Below are 20,096 nucleotides of genomic sequence, written 5' to 3' on the forward strand. Positions count from 1 at the left end.
CACCCTATACTCTATTGATAAGATTAATTATTTCCTTCTTTGTTTCTTCAATACAATACGGTTTCACTGTTTCTTTATTATGTTCCCCCATGTTTTCACGCATTGACGGATTCTCTTTTAGTTTTTTAATTCCCTGGGCAAATCCTTTTATATCTTCTGGCCGGCACATATACCCTGACTTTCCATTTTCCATCACATCAGTCAATCCTCTTATATTCGATGTCACTAACGGAAGTCCACAATACATTGCTTCCAATGAAGCTACCGGTAATCCTTCTCGTTTGGACGGCATTACATATACATCAGACTGACTGCAAATATCAACTACATCTTTTCTATACCCAAGAAAATGAACATTCTGCTCTAAGTGTCGCTCTGCCACAAGTTTTCTCAATGCGTCTGCCTGATTTCCTTTGCCACAAAGTAAATAATGTATTTTCTTATCATTAAGAACAGATAATGCCTCTATAATCACTTTTTGATTCTTGTTTTCATTCAATTCACCAACAGACAGTACAATAAAATCATCCTTATTTAATCCAAGTTCAAGCCGGATATCATTTTGCTTTTTTCCGGGAGTCAAACGCGCAGTGTTTATTCCTATCCCATGGATATATCGAACTTGCTCAACGTTAAATTTTTGCGTCCTTTTATAATCTTCACGATTCACCGTACAAATCACATCTGCTTTAGATGCCATGATTTTTTCAATCGGATAATAAATCATCCAGTTTACACGGGGCGCGCCCTTATAAAAGTGAAAACCATGAACCATATAAAGCACTTTCGTTCCTGATTTTCTCACTCGCCGCGCTGCTAATCTCGTAACAACCCCCATTACCGGTTCATTTGTCCAAATAATATCATAATGCCCTTTTTCAATGATTGCTTTCATTTGCCGATACCCTTTGAAATTCCCCGGTGCAGCCGGACTTCTATGTAAATCTACCGTATGAATTTTTCTTACACAGTCTCTGATTTTTTCATGAATTTCATCCATCCGTCCGCCCACATCCGAACAGGCGACTTCTACAACATATCCGTTTTCAAACAAGTTCCTAATGTGGGGCAGTAAAAACTGAACCATCATTAGATCTGTCGATGTAACAAGAATTTTTTTACTCATTCACAGTTTCCTCTATTTTTCTTGCTATAGCTTTGCTATCCATACCATATTGTTCTCTTAAATATTCTTGATTTCCTACTTTAACAGAATATTCATCATTTAATCCTATTCTTAACAAATACGCTTTTTTAGCCTGCATCTCTGCCATTACTTCTGCAACAGCGCTTCCAAATCCACCTACGATATTATGCTCTTCACAAGTCACTATAACTTCAAATTCTTTGGCGCAATCTTCAATCACTTCTTTATCTATCGGTTTTACTGTCGGAAATGTATAAACTGCAGGACTATATCCTTTAGACACAAGTATGTCATATGCTGCATTCACCTCTTCAAAAATAGCTCCTGTAGAAAAGATTGCAATTTTTTCCCCTGATTTTACTTTAATTGCTTTCCCGATCTGGAAATTTTCTATGTGATCATGAATTCTTTTTTCTCCGCCTCTGCCAAGTCGAAGATACGCTGTTCCTGGATATGCTGCCAATGCTTTCGTACATTCTTCTGCTTCAACCAAATCTGCAGGTGCCATAACAACAACATCCGGCAATGCCCTAAGAATTGCCAAATCCTCTGTCGCCTGATGACTCATTCCAAGCGATCCATATACAAATCCTCCGCCAATACAAACAACCTTTACATTAGCATTATGATAAGCACAGTCATTTCTTATCTGCTCTAAACATCTTAATGTCGGAAAATTACCTATTGAATATGTAAACACTATCTTTCCTTCTAATGCCATACCAGCCGCTACAGTTGTCATATTCTGCTCCGCTATACCGGCATTTGTAAATTGATCCGGAACAGTTTCCCAAAAAGGCTTTAATACGCCAAATCCAAGATCTCCTGTAACCAATTCAATATTTTTATCTTCTTTTGCTAAGTCAACCAACGTTTTGACAAATGTATCTCTCATTTTTTCTCTTGTATGATAATTAGGAAGTTAATTATCACACGTTTCCTTTCTTTTAATATCGTGGTTCAATACAATTCAGATACTATGGACTTTTGATTTTTCCCTGTAGCCTTGACTACTCGACTGGAGTGTATTGCCGCTACCTTTATCTGAATTGTTTATTAGCTGGATGTTGCCGGAGTGTTTTTCACTCAGAGTACTTATTTCTATCAAGTCTACGATGATAATCGATGGTGGACATCATGGTATCAGACTTTATGAAAGGGAGGTACAACCTCATGAAAATTTTTGTAGGCATTGATATTGCCAAACTCAACCATTTCGCCGCTGCGATTTCTTCGGACGGTGAAATACTCATTGAGCCGTTCAAATTCACAAACGACGCTGATGGCTTCCAACTGCTGGTCTCTAAGCTCGAATCATTCGATAAGAACAGCATCATCATCGGTCTTGAGTCGACGGCACACTACGGTGACAACCTTGTTCGATACCTTGTTGCTGAGTTCTACCAAGTGTGTGTGTTGAACCCCATCAAAACCTGTCAGATGCGTAAGAACAATGTTCGTAAAACAAAGACAGATAAGGTCGACACATTTGTTATTGCTAAAACTCTTATGATGCAGGATGACCTAAGATTTATTACCTTCTTTGATCTCGATATGATGGATCTTAAGGCCTTGGGGCGCTTTCGGCAGAAAACCATTAAGCAACGCACCCGATTGAAAATCCAACTGACAACCTATGTTGATCAAGTATTCCCGGAGATTCAATACTTTTTCAAATCCGGTCTGCATCAGAATGCTGTCTATGCTCTTTTAAAAGAAGCACCTTCTCCAAAAGAGATTGCTTCCATGCATATGACTCATCTGGCAAATCTGCTCAAAGTGAACTCGCACGGACATTTTACTAAAGAGCAGGCCAAAGAATTAAGAATTCTCGCACAGAAGTCTGTCGGTGCCAACGACAGCGCTATATCTATTCAGATAACTCAAACCATTCAACAAATCGAGTTACTGGATAGCCAATTAGAAAAGATTGAAGCTGAGATGACGGATATCATGAAATTTAACGATTCTGTCATCATGACCATTCCTGGTATCGGTTATATCAATGGTGGAATGATCCTTGGTGAAATAGGCGATATTCACCGTTTCTCCAATCCAAACAAGCTGCTTGCTTTTGCAGGCCTGGATCCTTCTGTTTATCAGTCTGGTAACTTTCAGGCTAAGACAACAAGGATGTCCAAACGTGGCTCTCGTGTTTTACGATATGCTCTTGTAAATGCAGCTTGGAACGTTGTCAGGAACAACGCAACCTTCAAGGCTTATTATGATGCCAAGAGGGCTGAAGGCCGGTCTCACTACAATGCACTTGGGCACTGTGCCGGCAAGCTTGTCAGAGTCATCTGGAAGATGCTCACTGACGAAGTAGAATTTAACCTCGAGTAAGAGATCTGTATACCTATATCGATAGATTTTGAAAAAGCACCCTAAGGGAGCTCTATTAAAGTTACCCTTTTTTACCACCGATATGAAAAAGAAATTTTTTGCTAATTTATGGTTGACTTTTCATAGCTGGTCTCCTTATACTCTGTGTTCTCTTTCACTGCTTCCTGATTTTGCCTCTACACGACGCATTTTCTCCGGATAAGTTGTGTTCCATGTATAAGAAAACGTATGATCATTTCCAATATCATCTTTTTCATCAGGCTGCACCGGATTTTCAATTCCATTTGGTGTATATGGATCTTCTATTCCTTCCGGTTTATGCCTATGCAGTTCCGCCACCGCACAATCATATTCCCAACCCTCATGCGGAAAACGATAATGCCACAAAATATCATTTTGCATAAAAGATACTCCACACCCTTTAATTGTATTTGCAATAATCACAGTTGGTTTATGCGCTTCTGCTTTACTGTTCTTTTCTGCCTGTTCAAATGCTGTTCTTAATTCTTGATGATTATTTCCATCTATTTCAATTACATTCCAACCAAATGCTTTCCATTTTTCCCCAAAATCTTCTATTTCAAGTGTATTCTCTTGGAAATCCATACTCTGCATATGATTGTGGTCTACGATTGCTATCAAATTACTCAAACGGAAATGATTTGCAAATAGAGCCGCTTCCCACACAGATCCCTCATCACATTCTCCATCTCCTAAAACCACATAAACCTTATGATCTTTCCCATCTTTTTTCGCTGCATAAGCCATACCTGTTCCAGCTGAAAGTCCATGTCCAAGCGATCCCGTAGAAAAATCAACTCCCGGAACGTGATGGGAAACATGCCCTGACAATCTGCTTCCATTCTGATAATGTGTTTTTAACTCTTCTACCTCAAAAAATCCATTTTCCGCTAATGCGGCATAAATTGAAGCGCCCGCATGCCCTTTACTTAAAATAAATCGATCTCTGCTATCTTTCTTAGGATTGCCGGGATCTATATTCATAACCCCGCTATACAAAACTGCAATAATATCTGCTACAGATAAAATTGCCCCTATGTGACTACCTCCTGATAAATGTGTCATTTCAATTCCGTGTCTTCTTATCTTCCATGCCAGTTGTTCACTTGTCATATGTCTTCCCTCCTACTTATTTCATGCCTAATATAAGATCAAACACCTTATTATGTATCCGATCAAATTTTTCATATGTATATACTAAACAAATCGGCCCAAACAAACCTATTACAGACATCAAAAAACTTGTTACATACCACTTCATTTGAATCTTATCACAAACCGCCATCATAATCGCCTGAAATGGCCATGAATAAATATAAATAGTAAAATTATGCATACCAATCCATAAGGCAAATTTACTTTTACCAATCTTTCCCGCCAACTGCCAACAAGAGTATATCATTATCAATGCAATTAATAATAAAGTACTCTTATTTTTAGGAACATTTTGGAAAATAATAATTGATACAACAATCCCTATTCCACATTTTATCACATAGGGAACTCTTCTTTTCTTGAAATCCAATGTCTTAACTATCATACCAACACAAAAGAATACACAAGAATTAAGAAGATCTTTAATACCCAGCCACTGAATTGAAACAGGAAGGAAATACCCTATAATTGACAACACCGTAACTATAAAGATCATTACATATTTATTATTTTCTGTCACAAATACCCGCCATATTCCAAACAGCGCGTAGCACAATAATAAAACCGGAATAAACCAAAAATGCCCCCATACACCTGCTCTAGGATTAAATATTGCTTCTATTACATAGTCTATTTTCACAAAAGTATGATACTCTACATAGTACTTAGGTACCAATGCTGCAATCGAAAGTACAAGATACGGAGTTAATAACTTCATACTTTTCTCTTTTATCCACTTTCCGTACCCCACTCTCTCTATAGATTTAGAGTTAATAAACAAATAACCGGCAATAAAGAAAAACAAAGGCATATGAAAAGTATATACAAACTCTATTGCACTTTGTAAAATAGTGCCTTCAAAAGTACTCCAATCACTAGAATGCGAATGTCCAAAAAGAACCAGTAAAATCCCGATTGTATATAAAATATCTATCTTAGGGTATCTTTTTGATAAATTCATTTGGAAACCTCATCCAATCGTTTTATATCTTCCCTTTCCAGATTCCAACCAAGTCCTTCTATATTTCCTAATATCTGAGAAGGTCTTTTTGCTCCACAAAGTACGACAGAATCCGAAAGAAAATCTAAAATATATCTAATTGCAACTGCTGCAACCGGTTTTTCATATTTATCAGCTATCGTTCTCATGACTTCAACGATCTCTAAATTTTTCAAAAGCTTTTCGCCATGAAAATTCACATAAATATCCCTGCTTCTTCTATCGTCATTTCCAAAATTCACATTTTCTTTTGTATATTTTCCGGTTAGAATTCCCTGACCTAAACTTCCCCATGTCAAAATTGTCATTTCCAAATCTTGAGCAATAGATTTCATATCACTTTCATTTTTTCTGCAGGCCAAACTGTATTCATCCTGAAAACTAACAAATTTTCCGCGGAACGGCTTTATTTCTTCTATATCATCTTCATGAATGTTTGAAAGACCATAATATCGTATATATCCCTTTTTTTTCATTTCTTCTAATGTTTCTATCACTTCACCTATAGGCGTTTTCCCGTCACGGTAATGAATTTGATATAAATCAATATAATCTGTTCCTAATCTGCGAAGACTTCCTTCCACAGCTTTTTTTATCCATGATGAACTATTATCGTAAAAGGTTTTTCCATTCTCTATACGCACTCCAAACTTAGACGCAATCACTACATCTTTCCGATGACTTCCCAACGCTTTTCCTAAAGTTTTTTCTGACTGACCAAGTCCGTATGTATCTGCGGTATCAAAAAAATTAACCCCTTGATCTACCGCCGTATGTACTGCTTCTATCAGCTCGTTTTCCTGGGTATCTCCCCATCCATAACCTCCCATAGGGCATCCTCCCATGCAAAGTCTGGAAACTTTTAAATCTGAATTTCTAAGCATTGTATATTCCATAAACAAACACTCCTCTATCTATGCTCATTTCTAAACAAAAAGCCAAAACTCTTATGTAACACTGCTCCTAATGTTCTGAATAATATAGAAACATCCGTCTTAAACGATACTTCATGAGCATATTTAATGCGTAATTGATTTTTCTTTTTTAACACATATTTTTCATACATCTCATCCGCATTCTCACCGCCTACGATTTCATCTAAATTAATAAATTCCACAGAGCTGAAATCTGTAATCCCCGGACGAACTTTCAAAATATCCTTTTCTTCTCCCTCATACTGATTCGTATATCTTACTAATTCCGGTCTTGGACCAATCAGACTCATCTTTCCGATAAACACCTGACCTAATTGGGGAATTTCATCCAATTTTGTTTTTCTTAAAACATTTCCTACTTTCGTTATCCTCGGATCATTCAAAGCAGTCGTTCCACCACCCACTTTATCCGCATTCTTAATCATCGTTCTAAATTTACATATCTGAAAAGTCTTGTTTTTATAGCCCCCTCGATCGGCCTTATAAAAAACCGGAAATCCATCTTCAACTACAATAACTAATGATAAAATCAAATAAAGCGGCCAAAGGATAAGAAGCGCTAAACCGGTGATAACAATATCCAACCCTCTTTTAATAAACTTATTATAAATCCCGTCATAAGCTTTCCTCTTCATTTTCTCTCTCCTGTAGATTCTTTCTTTTTACTTATGTTTATTATATTATTTTCCTTTTGATTACTCCTGCCGCACACTTTATCTGCCAATGCCGATCCGCACTTTTCATCGTATCTCTTCACCTTATCCAAGAATTTCAGGCTTTCATTCTTCACCGAAGGAAGCTGTTATCCTCCGGCTCTACTTCATCGCCTACTTCCCGGTTCACTTCTTCCGGTCTTTTAAATGTCGGCACAACTTTGCGCAGCATTTCTCTTGCCTGCTCATCGTCTCCGTTTTCGCAGACGTCTTTGAGCATTCTTAATTTTTCACGGATTGCTTCTGTCGGCAATGGCTTATCTTTTTCTCTGAAGATGAGATCGTTTTCGGTCTTATCAAGTTCTTCTGTTTTAACAAGAAGTTCTTCATACAGCTTTTCTCCCGGACGGAGTCCTGTCTCTACGATCTTAATATTATTTGCTCCTGACAGATGGATCATATTTTCTGCAAGATCCAGTATCTTGATCGGTTTTCCCATGTCGAGAACAAGCAGTTCGCCATTGTGAGCAATCACGCCGCTCTCCAACACGAGCTGAGACGCCTCCGGAATCGTCATAAAGTAGCGGATGATCCTTTTATCTGTAAGTGTGATCGGTCCACCGTTTTGGATCTGACGTTTAAACAGAGGAATTACACTTCCTGCGCTTCCTAATACGTTTCCGAATCTTGTCGCGCTGTATTTTACTTTTCCGTTAATGCTGGCGCTTTGCACGATCATTTCGCACATTCTCTTCGTTGCACCCATCACGTTAGTCGGATTAACCGCTTTATCTGTCGAAACCATCATAAAGCGTTCTGCGCCGTATTTCTCGCACATCTCAACGACAACCGCCGTTCCGAACACGTTGTTATTGATCGCTTCGATGCAGTTATTTTCCATAAGTGGAACATGTTTATGGGCAGCCGCATTAATAACGATCTGGGGATGATATTTTGAAAATACACGCTCCATTGCTTTTGAATCTGTAATCGAAGCGATTTCCACACTGATGCCCGGTTCGTTGCCATATGCGATTCTTAACTCCTGTTGAAGATCGTAAGCTCCGTTTTCATAAACGTCAAGGATGATCAATTTTTTCGGCCCCATTTTTACAATCTGTCTGCACAGTTCCGATCCGATCGACCCGCCTCCTCCTGTGACGAGGATTACTTTATCATTATAATAAGCATCTGTCTTTTCGTTCGTAAGCTTTCTCGGAGCTCTAAATAGCAGTTCTTCTATATCAAATTCTCGAAGCGATCTCTTTCCGCCTGCCATCTGCATCTTAGGATAATCGTACATCTTCACTTTATATCCGGCATTTTTATAATAAAGATATCGCTCTGTTCTTCTTTCATCCGCCATAGACGGCAGCGCAAAGATAATTTCCTGTATTCCGTATTTTTTCAGTTTCTGAAACGTCGCCTCGTTTTCAGATAATACGGGAAGTCCCTGTATCTCTCGTCCGCCTTTTGATTTATCGATATCCACAAAACATTTCGGCACATAGGATGCCATCTTGTTTGCCAACAGTTCCCCTGCCAGAGTAACTCCGACATTTCCTGCCCCTATGATCGCCACTTTGATCTTCTGATCGTCTCTTGTTTCCCCCACTTCAATTCCGGCAAATATTTTCAGCAGTGCGGCTAAAATTTTACCTGAAAAAGTTTCCAGGTTGCTGCACTTATACGCATAACGGTAAGACATTCTCATGATCAGCGCTCCCATGGTGTTTACCGTACTCAACACCAGAAGGCGCGGAAATGAGATATGAGCGACCGGAAGAACAGATTCCAAAATCACATATATTAAAAATGCCACACAATCCGTACAAACTAAACGCATGTAGCATTGAATTCCCCCGTATCTCCATATCTGCCCATATATCTTTCCGACCAGCCGGCAGGCAAATACGCATACAAATGCAAGAAGCATCTGCTGCAATTCCCCTCTCTGCGTCAATTTTACCGGTCCTTCATATAATACAAGCAGAAATACAGACGTCACTGCAAATACGATCACATCGTAAAAAAATAATTTCCATCTTATATGAAATGTAGTCTTTCCTCTCATCTGTAATTTCCTCTGTTATCTCTCCAAATCCATCTTTCATGTTTTGATGTTTTTAACTGCTGTCCCTCTAGTTTATCTTTCATACTTCTTTAACTGCTATTTCTTTCTTTTTCTTTTTACTGTTTCGTAAATTTTTGTCTTTTGCGTATCCGGTTCTTTTGTTACTATACATTACCGGAAAATAGCCGTTTTTCCCCTGATTTTTGCAAGAAAATAGCCCGAAAATATTTCTTATCATCGAGCCATTCCTTACCGTCAGCCTTTCAAGGCACATTCAATATTTATTTTTCTTTGCGTTTTCTTAACACAATAACGCCTGTCGCACCAAGGATTACTGCTGCACCGATCCAAAGTACGGAAACAGGGAATCTTCCTGTCTGCGGAGACGTTCCGATCGCATTGTCTGCGGACGTATCTACTTTTGCGATCACGGCAACCGGCGAAAGATCTTTAAAGGACGCAGTGATCTCTTTGTTTGTATAATCTACGTCTGACGCTTCCACAACTTCCCATGCCGCGCGGTCTGTGCTGAAGTGAAGAAACGCTACTTCTGTCATAGCTGTGGAAATTGCCGGCACGCTTAATGTTACAAGGTAGTCTCCGTTGTCATCTTTAATCCCGCCGTTTACAGGCTCAAGGTCAAAAAACTTTGTGACAAACGTTCTGGAACCCAGATCTGCCGCCAGAGCGTCGACCTGTTCTTCTGTCATCTTCAGTCCTGCTGCGCCTTCTGCTTTGAGCAGTTCTTTCATATCTGCAACAAGCTGTGCAAGAGTCATGCTTCCGTTATTTACTTCTATGATCGCGTCAACTGTCTGTGGGGAAACTGCCTCTGCCTCTGCAAATGCCTCTCTTGTTCCTTCCGTTACGGTATAATAAGCCGCAAAATCATTCGGAAGCACAACTTCTGACGTTTTACTTCCTGCAAACGCCGTTACTGCCTGTGATACGATAAGCGTTGCCGCCAAAATTACACCCATGATTTTCTTTTTCATATTGTTCACTCTTCCTTTCTCTGATAAATGATTTTCTTTTGCCTTATTGTTCTATGGAAACCAACACTGCCTGAACAAGAAACCTCATATCCGGCTGGTTTGCATAGCATGTTGATAAGGTCAGGATCTTATCGTCCGTCCCCACCTGCGCTGTTGTATCAATGCTCGCATTCATATCGCGGATTGCAAAGATACGGTATAAATACTGCTGATACACTTCTTTATCTGTAAAGTCAAAACTTCTAAGCAAATGTCTGCTGTCATACGGATACGCAGCGAATATTTTATAATGTCGTATTGCATCCGGCGTATAGATCAGCACTTCTTTGTTTTGATCAAAAAATGTTTTATCCCGATAGTCGAGCAGTCCTTTAAACATCGAACCGTTTCTCATGTCATGCCCGTAAATGACCGTATTCGGATCTTCAAAATCAGTATTGTTGTAATTCTCCGTAAAAATCGCTCCTTCGGTCTTTTCTTCATGATCGATCGTGTGATCCAAATAGTATGTGTTGTCATTCTCCCTTTGGAGAACCGGATAGTCTATCGCCGTTCCCGGTATACTGATCCACGCATACACATCGGGATTCTTTTCCTTTAGCGCCGCAAAATCGATCGGGATATCAACTTTTGATTTTGAACCTTCATCTTCCGGTTCTTTTTTCACTTCTTCCGAAAGATCCTGATACCCTTTTCCGGCGTTTTGTTCTTTCGTAAATTGATAAACTCCGATGCCAAGGCAAACTGCTGCGGCTGTGATAAGAACGCTTCCTATTATCTTAGATATCTTTTTCATATGCCGTCTCTGTTCTTTCTGCACTTTATTTTTTCTCTACATAAAATGTCTCAACTGTCTTTTCATACAAAGCATCATCATCTACGACGTATTCATCATATTCTTTACCTTGAATTCCTTCTCCCGGAATCGTCCATCGGTTCACCTTTTTGCCTTCTGATACACTTTCCGTCAGATCAACAAAACGACTTTTCCCCATATTCGTTACCATATACGGTTCAATCGCCTTGTACAGATCGGTAACAAGCGCTTTATCTGCAGATGCCTTTTTTAAAGCTTCGCCGAATGCTCTGATATATTCCTGCTGGCGCTCCATACGTGCGATCGCGCTCTGGCTGATCTCCGTATTTCTGTATCGAACAAACTGTTCTGTATCTTCACCTTTCAAAGTGACCACCGCTCCTTTTGCATATCCGGGGTCAACTTCCGCCAGACTGTCGTTCGGCACGGTTACTGTTACGCCTCCGACGCTGTCTGTCAAAACAGGAAGTCCATCCATATTCAAAGCACAGTACCCGTCTATCGGCAGTCCGTAAAGCAATTCGGAAACTGCATTTTCCGCCAGCTCACAGCTTTCATATCCGCCGTCACCGTATGCATAAGATAAACTGATATGATCTTTGCTCTTTCCGAGACTTTTTCCGCCCGGACCGAACGTTTCGATCTGAGTCATCGTATCTCTCGGAATGCTGATCACTGTAATATCTCCTTCCAGCCGATTCCATGACAGAAGATACAACGCGTCCGCCTGCCCGGCGTCTGCCTGACCTGTTTTTGTCTCTGCCTTTTCTTTTGTATCAATACCGAGGAACAAAAAGTTACTCAAATGTTCATTGTAACTGTATGTCTTGCCGTTCCATGTAATATCCGATGCCGAGGCGGATGTTCCGTCTTTCGTGGCGACGTCTCCCGACGTCTGTGCCGCCTTATACTGCGTATATACAAATATTCCCGCTCCTACAATGAAAACCGCTGATACCGCCGCGATCCACCATTTCAAATATTTTTTCTTTTTCATCTGTTTCTTTCCGATCCCCTCCCATTATCTGAGTACCGTTTTATTTTTCTTTATTTTTCTTTGTAACTTCCTTTTTTTCCTGATATCCATGATAGTAATAGTCATATCTGTGATAGTATTTATTCTTCTTTACATCTACCTTATTAAGCACGGCTCCGATCAGTCTGCACCCTGTCATCAGAAGCTGTTCTTTGACTCGAGCCGCCTCCTTACTGCTCACAAGTTCGCTTTCAAATACGAGCACCGCCCCGTCGCACTGTTTTGCGACGATCGCCGCATCGATAATACTTCCGATCGGCGGCGTATCTACAATGATATAATCATAATGTTCTCTCACCGCTCCCAAAAGCGTTCCAAACGCTTCCTGCCCAAGCAGTTCTGACGGATTCGGCGCAAATGAACCTGAAAAAATGATATCCATATTCTCATAGTTCGTACGATAAATAATCTCCGCGATAGAAGCCTGACCGCTCAAGTAATTTGATAATCCCTGAACCTGTTTTCCCACTCCGTACCGGGATGCGAGTATCGACTTGCGGATATCGGCGTCGAGAAGAAGTACCTTTTTCCCTAATTTTCCGATCTCCTGCGAAAGTTGGAACGTAATATCGCTCTTTCCTTCGTTCGGATAGCAGCTTGTAAACAGAATTGTCTTTACATCCATCCCGGCAAACTGGATATTCGTTCGCAGCGTCTTAATTGCTTCCTGATAAAAATAATCCTCTTGTCTCGGATCTGTCATTATCACCTTTTGTTCCGCCATTTACTCTGCCTCCTTCTTTTGCCTTTCTTCTTTTTACTGCCGCCATGATCATCTATATAATCTTTTCTGTCCGGAATCACGGCAAGTGTCGGAATGCCGAGCGCTCTTTCGATATCATCCTCTGTTTTGATCGAATCATTCATGATCGCAAACAAAATCACGATCGCCGCCGCAAGAGCAAATCCTGCCAGCGCGCCCATCATAACGTTTTTATTCATACTCGGGCTGACCGGGGATGACGGAACTTCCGCCTCTTCGATGATCTTAGGAGGAGCCACCTCCATTTTTTCTTTTATATACTGCGCTGAAACAACCGCCATAGTGTCCGCAATCTTTTTTGCGGTCTCGGGATCGGAACTTCTGGCCGTCACTTCCATAATATGCGTTCCTTCCGGATTGGTGATCGTAATACTTCCTCTCAGTTGGTGATGATTCATGTTCAGACCCAGATCTTCGATCACCTCTTCAAGAACGCTCCGGCTTGTCGCAAGAATACTGTAATCTCCCGTAAGAGCGCTTCCAAGCTGAAGGTCCACAATAGACGTAAGCGTTGTTTCCTGTGTTGTCACAAGCATCGATGATGTCGCCGTATACATCGGGGTGATGCAAAGTTTTGTATATACACCTGCCACAACACCGCCAAGCAGACACGCCGCCAAAATAATCAGCGCCCGCTTTTTCAGTGCGGAAATTAACTCCCACAGGTCGATTGCCATTTCTTCATCATGTGTTTTTTCCATATTTTATCACTTCCTCTATTATCCGTCTCTCTGTTCGTAATATATTAATCCTTCTAATTATATATCATATTTTTCTATAAGGAAATAAATTAATTCCATTTACCAGTATTTTCTTCACTTTTTCCCTGTTTCTCATTTTACAATGCGTCTTTTTTACATAAATTGACTATGTTTTACAATGTTTTTCTTACAAACGCTCGTTTCTTAAAATCTTCTCGGGATTTTTTAAAAACAGTTTTTTTACATAATCCGGCTCCAGATGCTTCTCCATCCACACTACTGCGGATTCTGTCTCCGGTTTTCTCGTTCTCATATTATGCATATCCGTTCCGACAAAATGAACAAATCCTTCTTTCAGAGCTTTCCTGCACCAACGTGTTGTAAAATCATGCCACTTTCCCCCGATCGCCCTGAAATTCAACTGTATATATGCTCCCTGCTTTCGTAGTTCTTCCAGACGCCCGATATCTTTCAGCGCTTCATATCTCTCTGCATGAGCGATGATCGGACTGTATCCCGACTGTGTAAAGCGCTGTACTGCCCGAAAAATTCCCGAATACCCGATTCCCTGATAAAATTCAGCCAGTACATACCGGCTGTCCGCCAATGTAAGGATCTCGCCGTTTGCAATCCTGTCCGCCGCTTCCTCGGTGTACATCACTTCCTGCCCCTGATAAATTTTCACACTGATATTGTGACGTCTTGCTTTTTCCTGTAATGTAAAACAGAGTTCTCTGATCTGCACCGGATCGGTATAACCGAAAGGTCCTCCCCAGTGAGGAGTTGCGATCACTCTTCTGATTCCCTGAGCCTGCGCTGTTTTCAACATGCAAAGCGCTTCTTTCCATGAACCAGCCCCGTCATCGATCCCGGGTAATATATGACTGTGTGTATCAATTATTTTTGCCATTTTGTGCGCCGCTCCTTAACTTTGAATTCCAATACCTAGTTTCAACATTTTCACGGCGCTTCATTCTATCATTGCGATAACGCATTAATGTGTTTAAGTTTTTTCATGACACGCCAAAACAGCATATCCCTATGTCATTTATCAACTTTCAATAAAACACATTAGATAGATATGCTGCCTTTTATAGACCGCTGTTTAAATTCACTATAAACAAACATTACTTTTATCATAATTTTCACGATACATTTTTAATAATAGGCTAACATCTGTTCCTTGTCAACTCTCCAAAATGTATATTTTCAAATACAAAATGCATATTTTCTCTTATAAATATATTAAAAAGAGAGAATATGCATTTTTATTCAGATATTAAAAGTATAATTTCTTCACACGATGTAAAAATTATTCTACTGTTACGGATTTTGCCAGATTCCGCGGTTTGTCAACATCCAAACCTTTTGCGACACTGACGTAATATCCCATAAGCTGAAGCGGCACGATCGCAAGACTTGCGGAAAAATATTCTTCTGTTTTCGGCACATAAACGGAAAAGTCCGCCGTATCTTCCACGCTGTAGTTTCCATATGTCGTAAGTCCCATCAAATATGCGCCTCTGCTTTTTACCTCGACCATATTGCTCAATGTTTTCTCAAACAGATCGTTCTGAGTTAAGACTCCCACGACAAGAATTCCGTCTTCGATGAGACTGATTGTTCCATGCTTCAGCTCTCCTGCCGCATATGCTTCTGAATGGATATAACTGATCTCCTTCATCTTGAGGCTTCCTTCCAGACTGATTGCATAATCGATGCCGCGCCCGATAAAAAATACATCTTTTGCATTCGCATATTTACTTGCAAACCACTGTATCCGCTCTTTATCGTCAAGCGCTTTCTGAATCTTATCGGGAATTCTGCACAGTTCCTCGAGCAATTCTCCATGCCGTTTCTCATCTATTCTGCCTTTTACTTTTGCCATCTGTACGGCGAGAAGGTACATTGCCGCCAACTGTGCGCTGTACGCCTTTGTCGTCGCAACCGAGATCTCGGGGCCTGCATATGTGTATAAGACATGATCGCTTTCTCTTGCAATGCTTGAGCCGACTACATTGACGATCCCGATAACCGGAATTCCTTTCTCTTTTGCAAGACGCAAGGCGGCAAGACTGTCTGCCGTCTCTCCTGACTGTGATACGACGATCAACGCCGAATTCGGCGCAAGAATCGGGTTGCGATAACGGAATTCAGATGCGAGATCCACTTCTACCGGAATACCTGCCAGACTTTCCGTCACATATTTTCCGACAACTCCGACATGATACGCCGATCCGCATGCCGCAACATAGATCCTCTCAATGCTTTTTAGTTGCTCGTCTGTCAGACCTGCTTCCGAAAAGTCAATCGCACTGTCTTTTATATAAGCGCCCAGCGTATCCTGAACGGCTTTCGGCTGCTCATGTATCTCTTTTAACATAAAGTGTTCATACCCGCCTTTTTCGGCTGACTCGGCATCCCACTTGATCTCTGTCATTTCTTTTTGTATCTCTTCCCGGTCAATATTATAAAAATGCACTTCCTCCGAAGTCATCTCCGCTATTTCAAGATTGCCTATATAATATACGTTTCTTGTACGATCCAGAATCGCCGGAACGTCTGACGCGATCAGGCAGCCTTTTTTACTCTTTCCGATAATAAGCGGGCTGTCTTTTCTGGCCGCAAACAATCTGCCCGGACAATCGCGGAACATCACTCCGAAAGCATATGATCCTCTTATTCTAAGCATAGCCCTTGTAAGCGCCTCAAGAGGTGTTCCGGTCTTCTTATAATAATAATCTATCAGTTTTACCGCGATTTCCGTGTCTGTCTGTGAATAAAACGTATATCCCGTTTTCTGAAGCTTTGTCTTTAATTCTTGATAGTTTTCGATAATCCCGTTATGCACAAGAACAACGGATTTATCATCCGTGCAGTGAGGATGTGCATTATTCTCGGAAGGTTCGCCGTGAGTGGCCCATCGTGTATGACCGATCCCGCATGTGCCTCGCACACTTTTCCCGTTATCTGTTTTTTCTGCAAGGATCTTCAAACGCCCCTTTGCCTTTACTATCGCGATCTTATCCGTCTTTTCATTACGAACCGCGATTCCCGCCGAATCATACCCTCTGTACTCCAGCTTTGAAAGCCCTTCCAAAAGAATCGGCGCTGCCGGCTGTTCTCCGATGAATCCTACAATTCCACACATTGTTCCACATCCTCCTTTGATGCCTGTATTTATACATAAAAATTTTGTGCATAATAGTACCACCACTTTTTATGAAATGTCAATAGAACAAACGAATTTTTTTTATTTTTTTTGCTTTTGTTTTTATTTCTTTTGCTGTTTCGGGAAAATCTGTCTGCATATGGGCGCTATCCGATCTCTTGATAAACTGCCGCCGCTCTACACCCGAAGATGAAACTCTTCGATCAGGTGAGCAATATTTTCTTCTGTATCTTCAAGATCATCTGCGATTTGAGAAATTGTTTTCCCCTTTTCAAGTTTTTTCTGAACGAGAGCTCTTTTTTCTTCTTTTCGACCTTCTTCTCTGCCTTCTTCCTTCCCTTGCTTTCTTCCCTCTGCTCGTCCTTGTTCTCGTCCTTCCTCTCTGCCTTCTGCTCGCCCTTGCTCTCTTGCTTCTTCTCTCTGCACTTCGATATCTGTTTCATAATCATATTCATCCAACAGCATATTGACAACCTCGCTTCCTTTTCGCATTAAATAATCAGCAAGAATTCCTTTTTCAACGCACTCTTTAATTGCCTTTTTATACGGTTCTTCCACGCCGGAGATCTGATAGTTCTGTACCGTTTCCATAAACTGGCTGTATTCTTTCAGCACCTGACATTTCTCCAGGATCTCATGATGCTCTTCCGGTCGGATATTGATGACCTTTACTTTTAATTCCAGACTCGGTTCACCGTCTTTTACAATATAGGCGTCTGACAGACGGAGCTCTTTTTCCTTCTCCCATTTTTCTTTTCCGTTATAAAATGTGTAAAATTCCGGCGTCGGAAGGGGAACGAGTTTCTTTTTATATCGGCTTCTCGGCGGCACGAGCCTTTCATATGCCCGTCCGATGTACAACAGACTGCGAAGGGGCATGTTTTCGTTGATCGTAGACTGATGCTCGCCGAATACGATCACTTTCCCACCTGCATCGAAAGAAATGTCGTTTTGAAAATTCATATAGATCGTATTGTCTACGCGGAATTTCCGGATCTTCGTTCCTTCCGGGAGGGGCTCGTCGTGGATGGCGTTAAAGAGCGCGATTTCATTTGCTTCTGCTGATTCGTCTTCATAGAACAGATCTACGAAGACGCTGTTTTTGATTTCTCTGTTTTCTTTTCCTGTCATAGGCTTCTCCTTTCATGCACATGAACGAGTCCTATGAACTAAGAGAAAAGTTTTCACAATAAACTTTATTTTCTTTCTTAAGAATCAGTATACGAAAAAAAGCGGTGCTCTACAAGACTCTCCATGCAAAAATAATTTTGTTAATCGGGTAACTTTGAGGGAATTCCTCGGACTGACGATACTGTCAGCATTCTCCGCGGACAGACGAGACTGCCGGCGCTTTTCACAGAAAGAATTTCTGTGAGTGGATTTATCATAACATATTTACAAATCAGGAACAATGATATTTTATTACAAGGATCTGCACTCTAACGTCAGTATACGATAAAGAATACGGCTGCACCGCAGCTTTCACTGCCATGCAGCCGGAATAAGTTTTTATTTATTACTTGCCGAAAGCACTTCTTCCGCAATATTTCTTGAGTGATCGGAAATCCTCTCTAAGCCGACAAGCGCGTCAAGAAATACGATTCCCGCCTCCGTATCGCACTGCTTATTTGCAAGACGCTGCATATGATCTGCCCGAAGGCGGATCTCCAGATCATCGGCGCTTCTTTCTTTTTCAATCACTTTCAGCGCCTTCTCCGCACTGTTCTCTTCAAATGCTTCAACCGCATAAGTGAAACTGTCTGAACAGACTTCCAGCATCTCTTTCATTTCTGCTGCCCCGACACCCGAGAACTTCTTTTTCTGGTTCGCAAGGTTTTCTGCATACTCGGAAATATTTTCACAATAGTCGCTGATTCTTTCGATGTCTGAAACAATCTGAAGAAGGCTTGCCACGTGCTGATGCTCTTTTTCATTAATCGCCAGAGAGCTGATCCGTATCAGATAATCTGTAATTCCCTTGCAGAGCCGGTCCGCGATACTTTCTTCCTCTCGGATCTCGTTCATCGTCTCTTCATCCTGAGTAAATAATACTCGGCGAGTCTTGTCCATCGTTCCTTTTACAATATATCCCATCCGGCATACTTCGCTTACAACAGACTGAATCGCAATACTCGGAGTCTCTAACATCCTTTCATCAAGGAGCACACGGCTTTCATCTACTACTCCGTCTTCCTCTTTCTGGAGTTTTCTTGCCAGTTTGATGATCCAGTCGGATACCGGGAAGAGCAGCAGTGTCGTTCCGATGTTGAAAATTGTATGTACCGTACTGATCTCTGTCTGCGTAATCATACCCGCGCCCATACCCGGGTTGAGCACTTTGAAGAAAAAGATCGCCGCAACACTGAATATGATTGTTCCGATCACATTGAACAAAAGATGCATGATCGCCGCTGTCTTTGCTGTCTTTTTCGCTCCGATACTTGACATGATCGCCGTCACACATGTTCCGATATTCTGCCCCATGATAATATATACCGCCGCATTAAACGGTACAAGTCCTGCTGCCGCGAGACTCTGCAAGATGCCGACCGATGCAGACGAACTCTGGATGATCGCCGTCACAAGCGCACCTGCAAGAATACCAAGGAACGGATTGTGTCCAAGCTTCACGAAAATGCTGCAGAATGCTTCTGATTCCTGAAGCGGCGCAACCGCCGACGACATCGTTGTAATTCCGACGAAAAGGATACCGAACCCTACGATAATGCTGGAAATATCTTTTGATGAACGTCTCTTGCCCGTCAGCATGATGATCACACCGATAATAATCGCAATCGGCGCGAGATTGGCAGGACTTAAAAACTTCGCCCATTCCACACTCGACACGAGCCAGCCCGTTACCGTCGTTCCGATATTTGCTCCCATGATGACGCCCATCGCCTGAGACAGATTCATGATACCTGCGTTTACAAACCCTACGACCATAACTGTCGTTGCCGACGAACTCTGGATCACTGCCGTAATAAATGCGCCGAGCATCACTCCAAAAAGTTTATTTTTCGTCAGCGCTTCCAATAGAGACTTCATCCTGCTGCCCGCGGCATTCTCCAAACCTTGCGCCATGATCTGCATTCCGTAGATAAACATTCCCAAGCCACCCACAAACGGGATGATAATAGATGCATAGTTCATAATTCTACTCTTTCCTCCGTAGCTATAAGAGTTTTTTCATTCACTTTTTTCACATAATTTATGCAGAGCTGCAAAAGTGTGCAACCCTGCATTCTTACGATACCATTATCAGCGTCAAAAAACAACAAAAT

17 protein-coding genes are annotated in these 20,096 nt (G+C 41.2%); 1 reads left to right on the plus strand and 16 read right to left on the minus strand.

Annotation, left to right across the window (positions count from 1 at the left end; genetic code table 11):
- Positions 1–4: 4 nt before the first annotated feature.
- Both ACH9UM_RS10970 and ACH9UM_RS10975 read right to left on the minus strand, forming a co-directional pair.
- Positions 5–1,126, minus strand: coding sequence for a glycosyltransferase family 4 protein (locus ACH9UM_RS10970; RefSeq protein ID WP_400091341.1), 1,122 nt, complete (start codon positions 1,124–1,126; stop codon positions 5–7).
- Positions 1,119–2,042, minus strand: a complete 924-nt coding sequence (locus ACH9UM_RS10975) for a transketolase family protein (protein ID WP_400091344.1) — start codon at positions 2,040–2,042, stop codon at positions 1,119–1,121. The genes ACH9UM_RS10970 and ACH9UM_RS10975 overlap by 8 nt, the downstream gene beginning before the upstream one ends.
- Positions 2,043–2,320: 278 nt before the next feature.
- Between ACH9UM_RS10975 and ACH9UM_RS10980 the strand changes: the two genes are divergently transcribed.
- Positions 2,321–3,490 (plus strand): IS110 family transposase, encoded by a 1,170-nt coding sequence (locus ACH9UM_RS10980; protein ID WP_009243756.1) that lies wholly within the window; start codon positions 2,321–2,323, stop codon positions 3,488–3,490.
- A 135-nt stretch (positions 3,491–3,625) separates the two neighbouring features.
- Here ACH9UM_RS10980 and ACH9UM_RS10985 read toward each other — a convergent pair whose 3' ends face one another.
- The 14 genes from ACH9UM_RS10985 to ACH9UM_RS11050 all read right to left on the minus strand — a co-directional run bounded on the left by ACH9UM_RS10985 (position 3,626) and on the right by ACH9UM_RS11050 (position 19,965).
- Positions 3,626–4,624 carry a transketolase gene (locus ACH9UM_RS10985; RefSeq protein ID WP_278885462.1) on the minus strand — a complete coding sequence of 333 codons (999 nt, stop codon included), beginning with the start codon at positions 4,622–4,624 and terminating at the stop codon, positions 3,626–3,628.
- Positions 4,625–4,640: 16 nt separating this feature from the next.
- A complete protein-coding gene (locus ACH9UM_RS10990; RefSeq protein WP_400091346.1) occupies positions 4,641–5,627 on the minus strand; it encodes an acyltransferase family protein in 987 nt (328 codons plus the stop codon).
- Entirely contained in the window at positions 5,624–6,562 is a 939-nt protein-coding gene (locus tag ACH9UM_RS10995; protein ID WP_278885465.1) for an aldo/keto reductase, read from the minus strand. The genes ACH9UM_RS10990 and ACH9UM_RS10995 overlap by 4 nt, the downstream gene beginning before the upstream one ends.
- 14 nt (positions 6,563–6,576) lie before the next feature.
- On the minus strand, positions 6,577–7,236 hold the full coding sequence (locus ACH9UM_RS11000; protein WP_278885467.1) for a sugar transferase: 660 nt from the start codon (positions 7,234–7,236) through the stop codon (positions 6,577–6,579).
- Positions 7,237–7,387: 151 nt separating this feature from the next.
- On the minus strand, positions 7,388–9,328 hold the full coding sequence (locus ACH9UM_RS11005) for a nucleoside-diphosphate sugar epimerase/dehydratase (RefSeq protein ID WP_004847937.1): 1,941 nt from the start codon (positions 9,326–9,328) through the stop codon (positions 7,388–7,390).
- Positions 9,329–9,609: 281 nt separating this feature from the next.
- A complete protein-coding gene (locus ACH9UM_RS11010; protein ID WP_004847933.1) occupies positions 9,610–10,323 on the minus strand; it encodes an LPXTG cell wall anchor domain-containing protein in 714 nt (237 codons plus the stop codon).
- Between the two features lie 43 nt (positions 10,324–10,366).
- Entirely contained in the window at positions 10,367–11,119 is a 753-nt protein-coding gene (gene srtB, locus ACH9UM_RS11015; protein WP_004847932.1) for a class B sortase, read from the minus strand.
- A 25-nt stretch (positions 11,120–11,144) separates the two neighbouring features.
- The gene (locus ACH9UM_RS11020) at positions 11,145–12,137 is read right to left on the minus strand and encodes an LCP family protein (RefSeq protein ID WP_004847930.1); all 993 of its coding nucleotides are present in this window, start codon (positions 12,135–12,137) and stop codon (positions 11,145–11,147) included.
- 40 nt (positions 12,138–12,177) lie between these two features.
- A complete protein-coding gene (locus ACH9UM_RS11025) occupies positions 12,178–12,900 on the minus strand; it encodes a CpsD/CapB family tyrosine-protein kinase (protein WP_004847928.1) in 723 nt (240 codons plus the stop codon).
- On the minus strand, positions 12,882–13,640 hold the full coding sequence (locus tag ACH9UM_RS11030; protein WP_400091351.1) for a YveK family protein: 759 nt from the start codon (positions 13,638–13,640) through the stop codon (positions 12,882–12,884). Before ACH9UM_RS11030 ends, ACH9UM_RS11025 begins: the two co-directional genes overlap by 19 nt.
- A 187-nt stretch (positions 13,641–13,827) precedes the next feature.
- Positions 13,828–14,550, minus strand: coding sequence for a CpsB/CapC family capsule biosynthesis tyrosine phosphatase (locus ACH9UM_RS11035; RefSeq protein WP_004847923.1), 723 nt, complete (start codon positions 14,548–14,550; stop codon positions 13,828–13,830).
- Between the two features lie 402 nt (positions 14,551–14,952).
- Positions 14,953–16,791: a glutamine--fructose-6-phosphate transaminase (isomerizing) gene (glmS, locus tag ACH9UM_RS11040; RefSeq protein ID WP_009243572.1), complete on the minus strand. Its 1,839-nt coding sequence runs from the start codon at positions 16,789–16,791 to the stop codon at positions 14,953–14,955.
- 198 nt (positions 16,792–16,989) lie between these two features.
- Complete coding sequence (locus tag ACH9UM_RS11045; RefSeq protein ID WP_129794948.1) at positions 16,990–17,943, minus strand: hypothetical protein; 954 nt, start codon at positions 17,941–17,943, stop codon at positions 16,990–16,992.
- Positions 17,944–18,321: 378 nt separating this feature from the next.
- Positions 18,322–19,965 (minus strand): Na/Pi cotransporter family protein, encoded by a 1,644-nt coding sequence (locus tag ACH9UM_RS11050; protein WP_009243574.1) that lies wholly within the window; start codon positions 19,963–19,965, stop codon positions 18,322–18,324.
- Positions 19,966–20,096: the final 131 nt, after the last annotated feature.

Source organism: Mediterraneibacter torques (assembly GCF_044591705.1).
In the GTDB taxonomy this organism is placed as follows: Bacteria; Bacillota; Clostridia; order Lachnospirales; family Lachnospiraceae; genus Mediterraneibacter; species Mediterraneibacter torques.

Coding starts and splice junctions, on each gene's coding strand:
- ACH9UM_RS11010 (WP_004847933.1), bottom strand. CDS start 10,323: ATGAAAAAGAAAATCATGGGTGTAATTTTGGCGGCAACGCTTATCGTA.
- ACH9UM_RS11035 (WP_004847923.1), bottom strand. CDS start 14,550: ATGGCAAAAATAATTGATACACACAGTCATATATTACCCGGGATCGAT.
- ACH9UM_RS10970 (WP_400091341.1), bottom strand. CDS start 1,126: ATGAGTAAAAAAATTCTTGTTACATCGACAGATCTAATGATGGTTCAG.
- ACH9UM_RS11005 (WP_004847937.1), bottom strand. CDS start 9,328: ATGAGAGGAAAGACTACATTTCATATAAGATGGAAATTATTTTTTTAC.
- ACH9UM_RS11030 (WP_400091351.1), bottom strand. CDS start 13,640: ATGGAAAAAACACATGATGAAGAAATGGCAATCGACCTGTGGGAGTTA.
- ACH9UM_RS11045 (WP_129794948.1), bottom strand. CDS start 17,943: ATGACAGGAAAAGAAAACAGAGAAATCAAAAACAGCGTCTTCGTAGAT.
- srtB (WP_004847932.1), bottom strand. CDS start 11,119: ATGAAAAAGATATCTAAGATAATAGGAAGCGTTCTTATCACAGCCGCA.
- ACH9UM_RS10995 (WP_278885465.1), bottom strand. CDS start 6,562: ATGGAATATACAATGCTTAGAAATTCAGATTTAAAAGTTTCCAGACTT.
- ACH9UM_RS10980 (WP_009243756.1), top strand. CDS start 2,321: ATGAAAATTTTTGTAGGCATTGATATTGCCAAACTCAACCATTTCGCC.
- ACH9UM_RS10975 (WP_400091344.1), bottom strand. CDS start 2,042: ATGAGAGATACATTTGTCAAAACGTTGGTTGACTTAGCAAAAGAAGAT.
- ACH9UM_RS11025 (WP_004847928.1), bottom strand. CDS start 12,900: ATGGCGGAACAAAAGGTGATAATGACAGATCCGAGACAAGAGGATTAT.
- ACH9UM_RS11050 (WP_009243574.1), bottom strand. CDS start 19,965: ATGAACTATGCATCTATTATCATCCCGTTTGTGGGTGGCTTGGGAATG.
- ACH9UM_RS11020 (WP_004847930.1), bottom strand. CDS start 12,137: ATGAAAAAGAAAAAATATTTGAAATGGTGGATCGCGGCGGTATCAGCG.
- glmS (WP_009243572.1), bottom strand. CDS start 16,791: ATGTGTGGAATTGTAGGATTCATCGGAGAACAGCCGGCAGCGCCGATT.
- ACH9UM_RS10990 (WP_400091346.1), bottom strand. CDS start 5,627: ATGAATTTATCAAAAAGATACCCTAAGATAGATATTTTATATACAATC.
- ACH9UM_RS11000 (WP_278885467.1), bottom strand. CDS start 7,236: ATGAAGAGGAAAGCTTATGACGGGATTTATAATAAGTTTATTAAAAGA.
- ACH9UM_RS10985 (WP_278885462.1), bottom strand. CDS start 4,624: ATGACAAGTGAACAACTGGCATGGAAGATAAGAAGACACGGAATTGAA.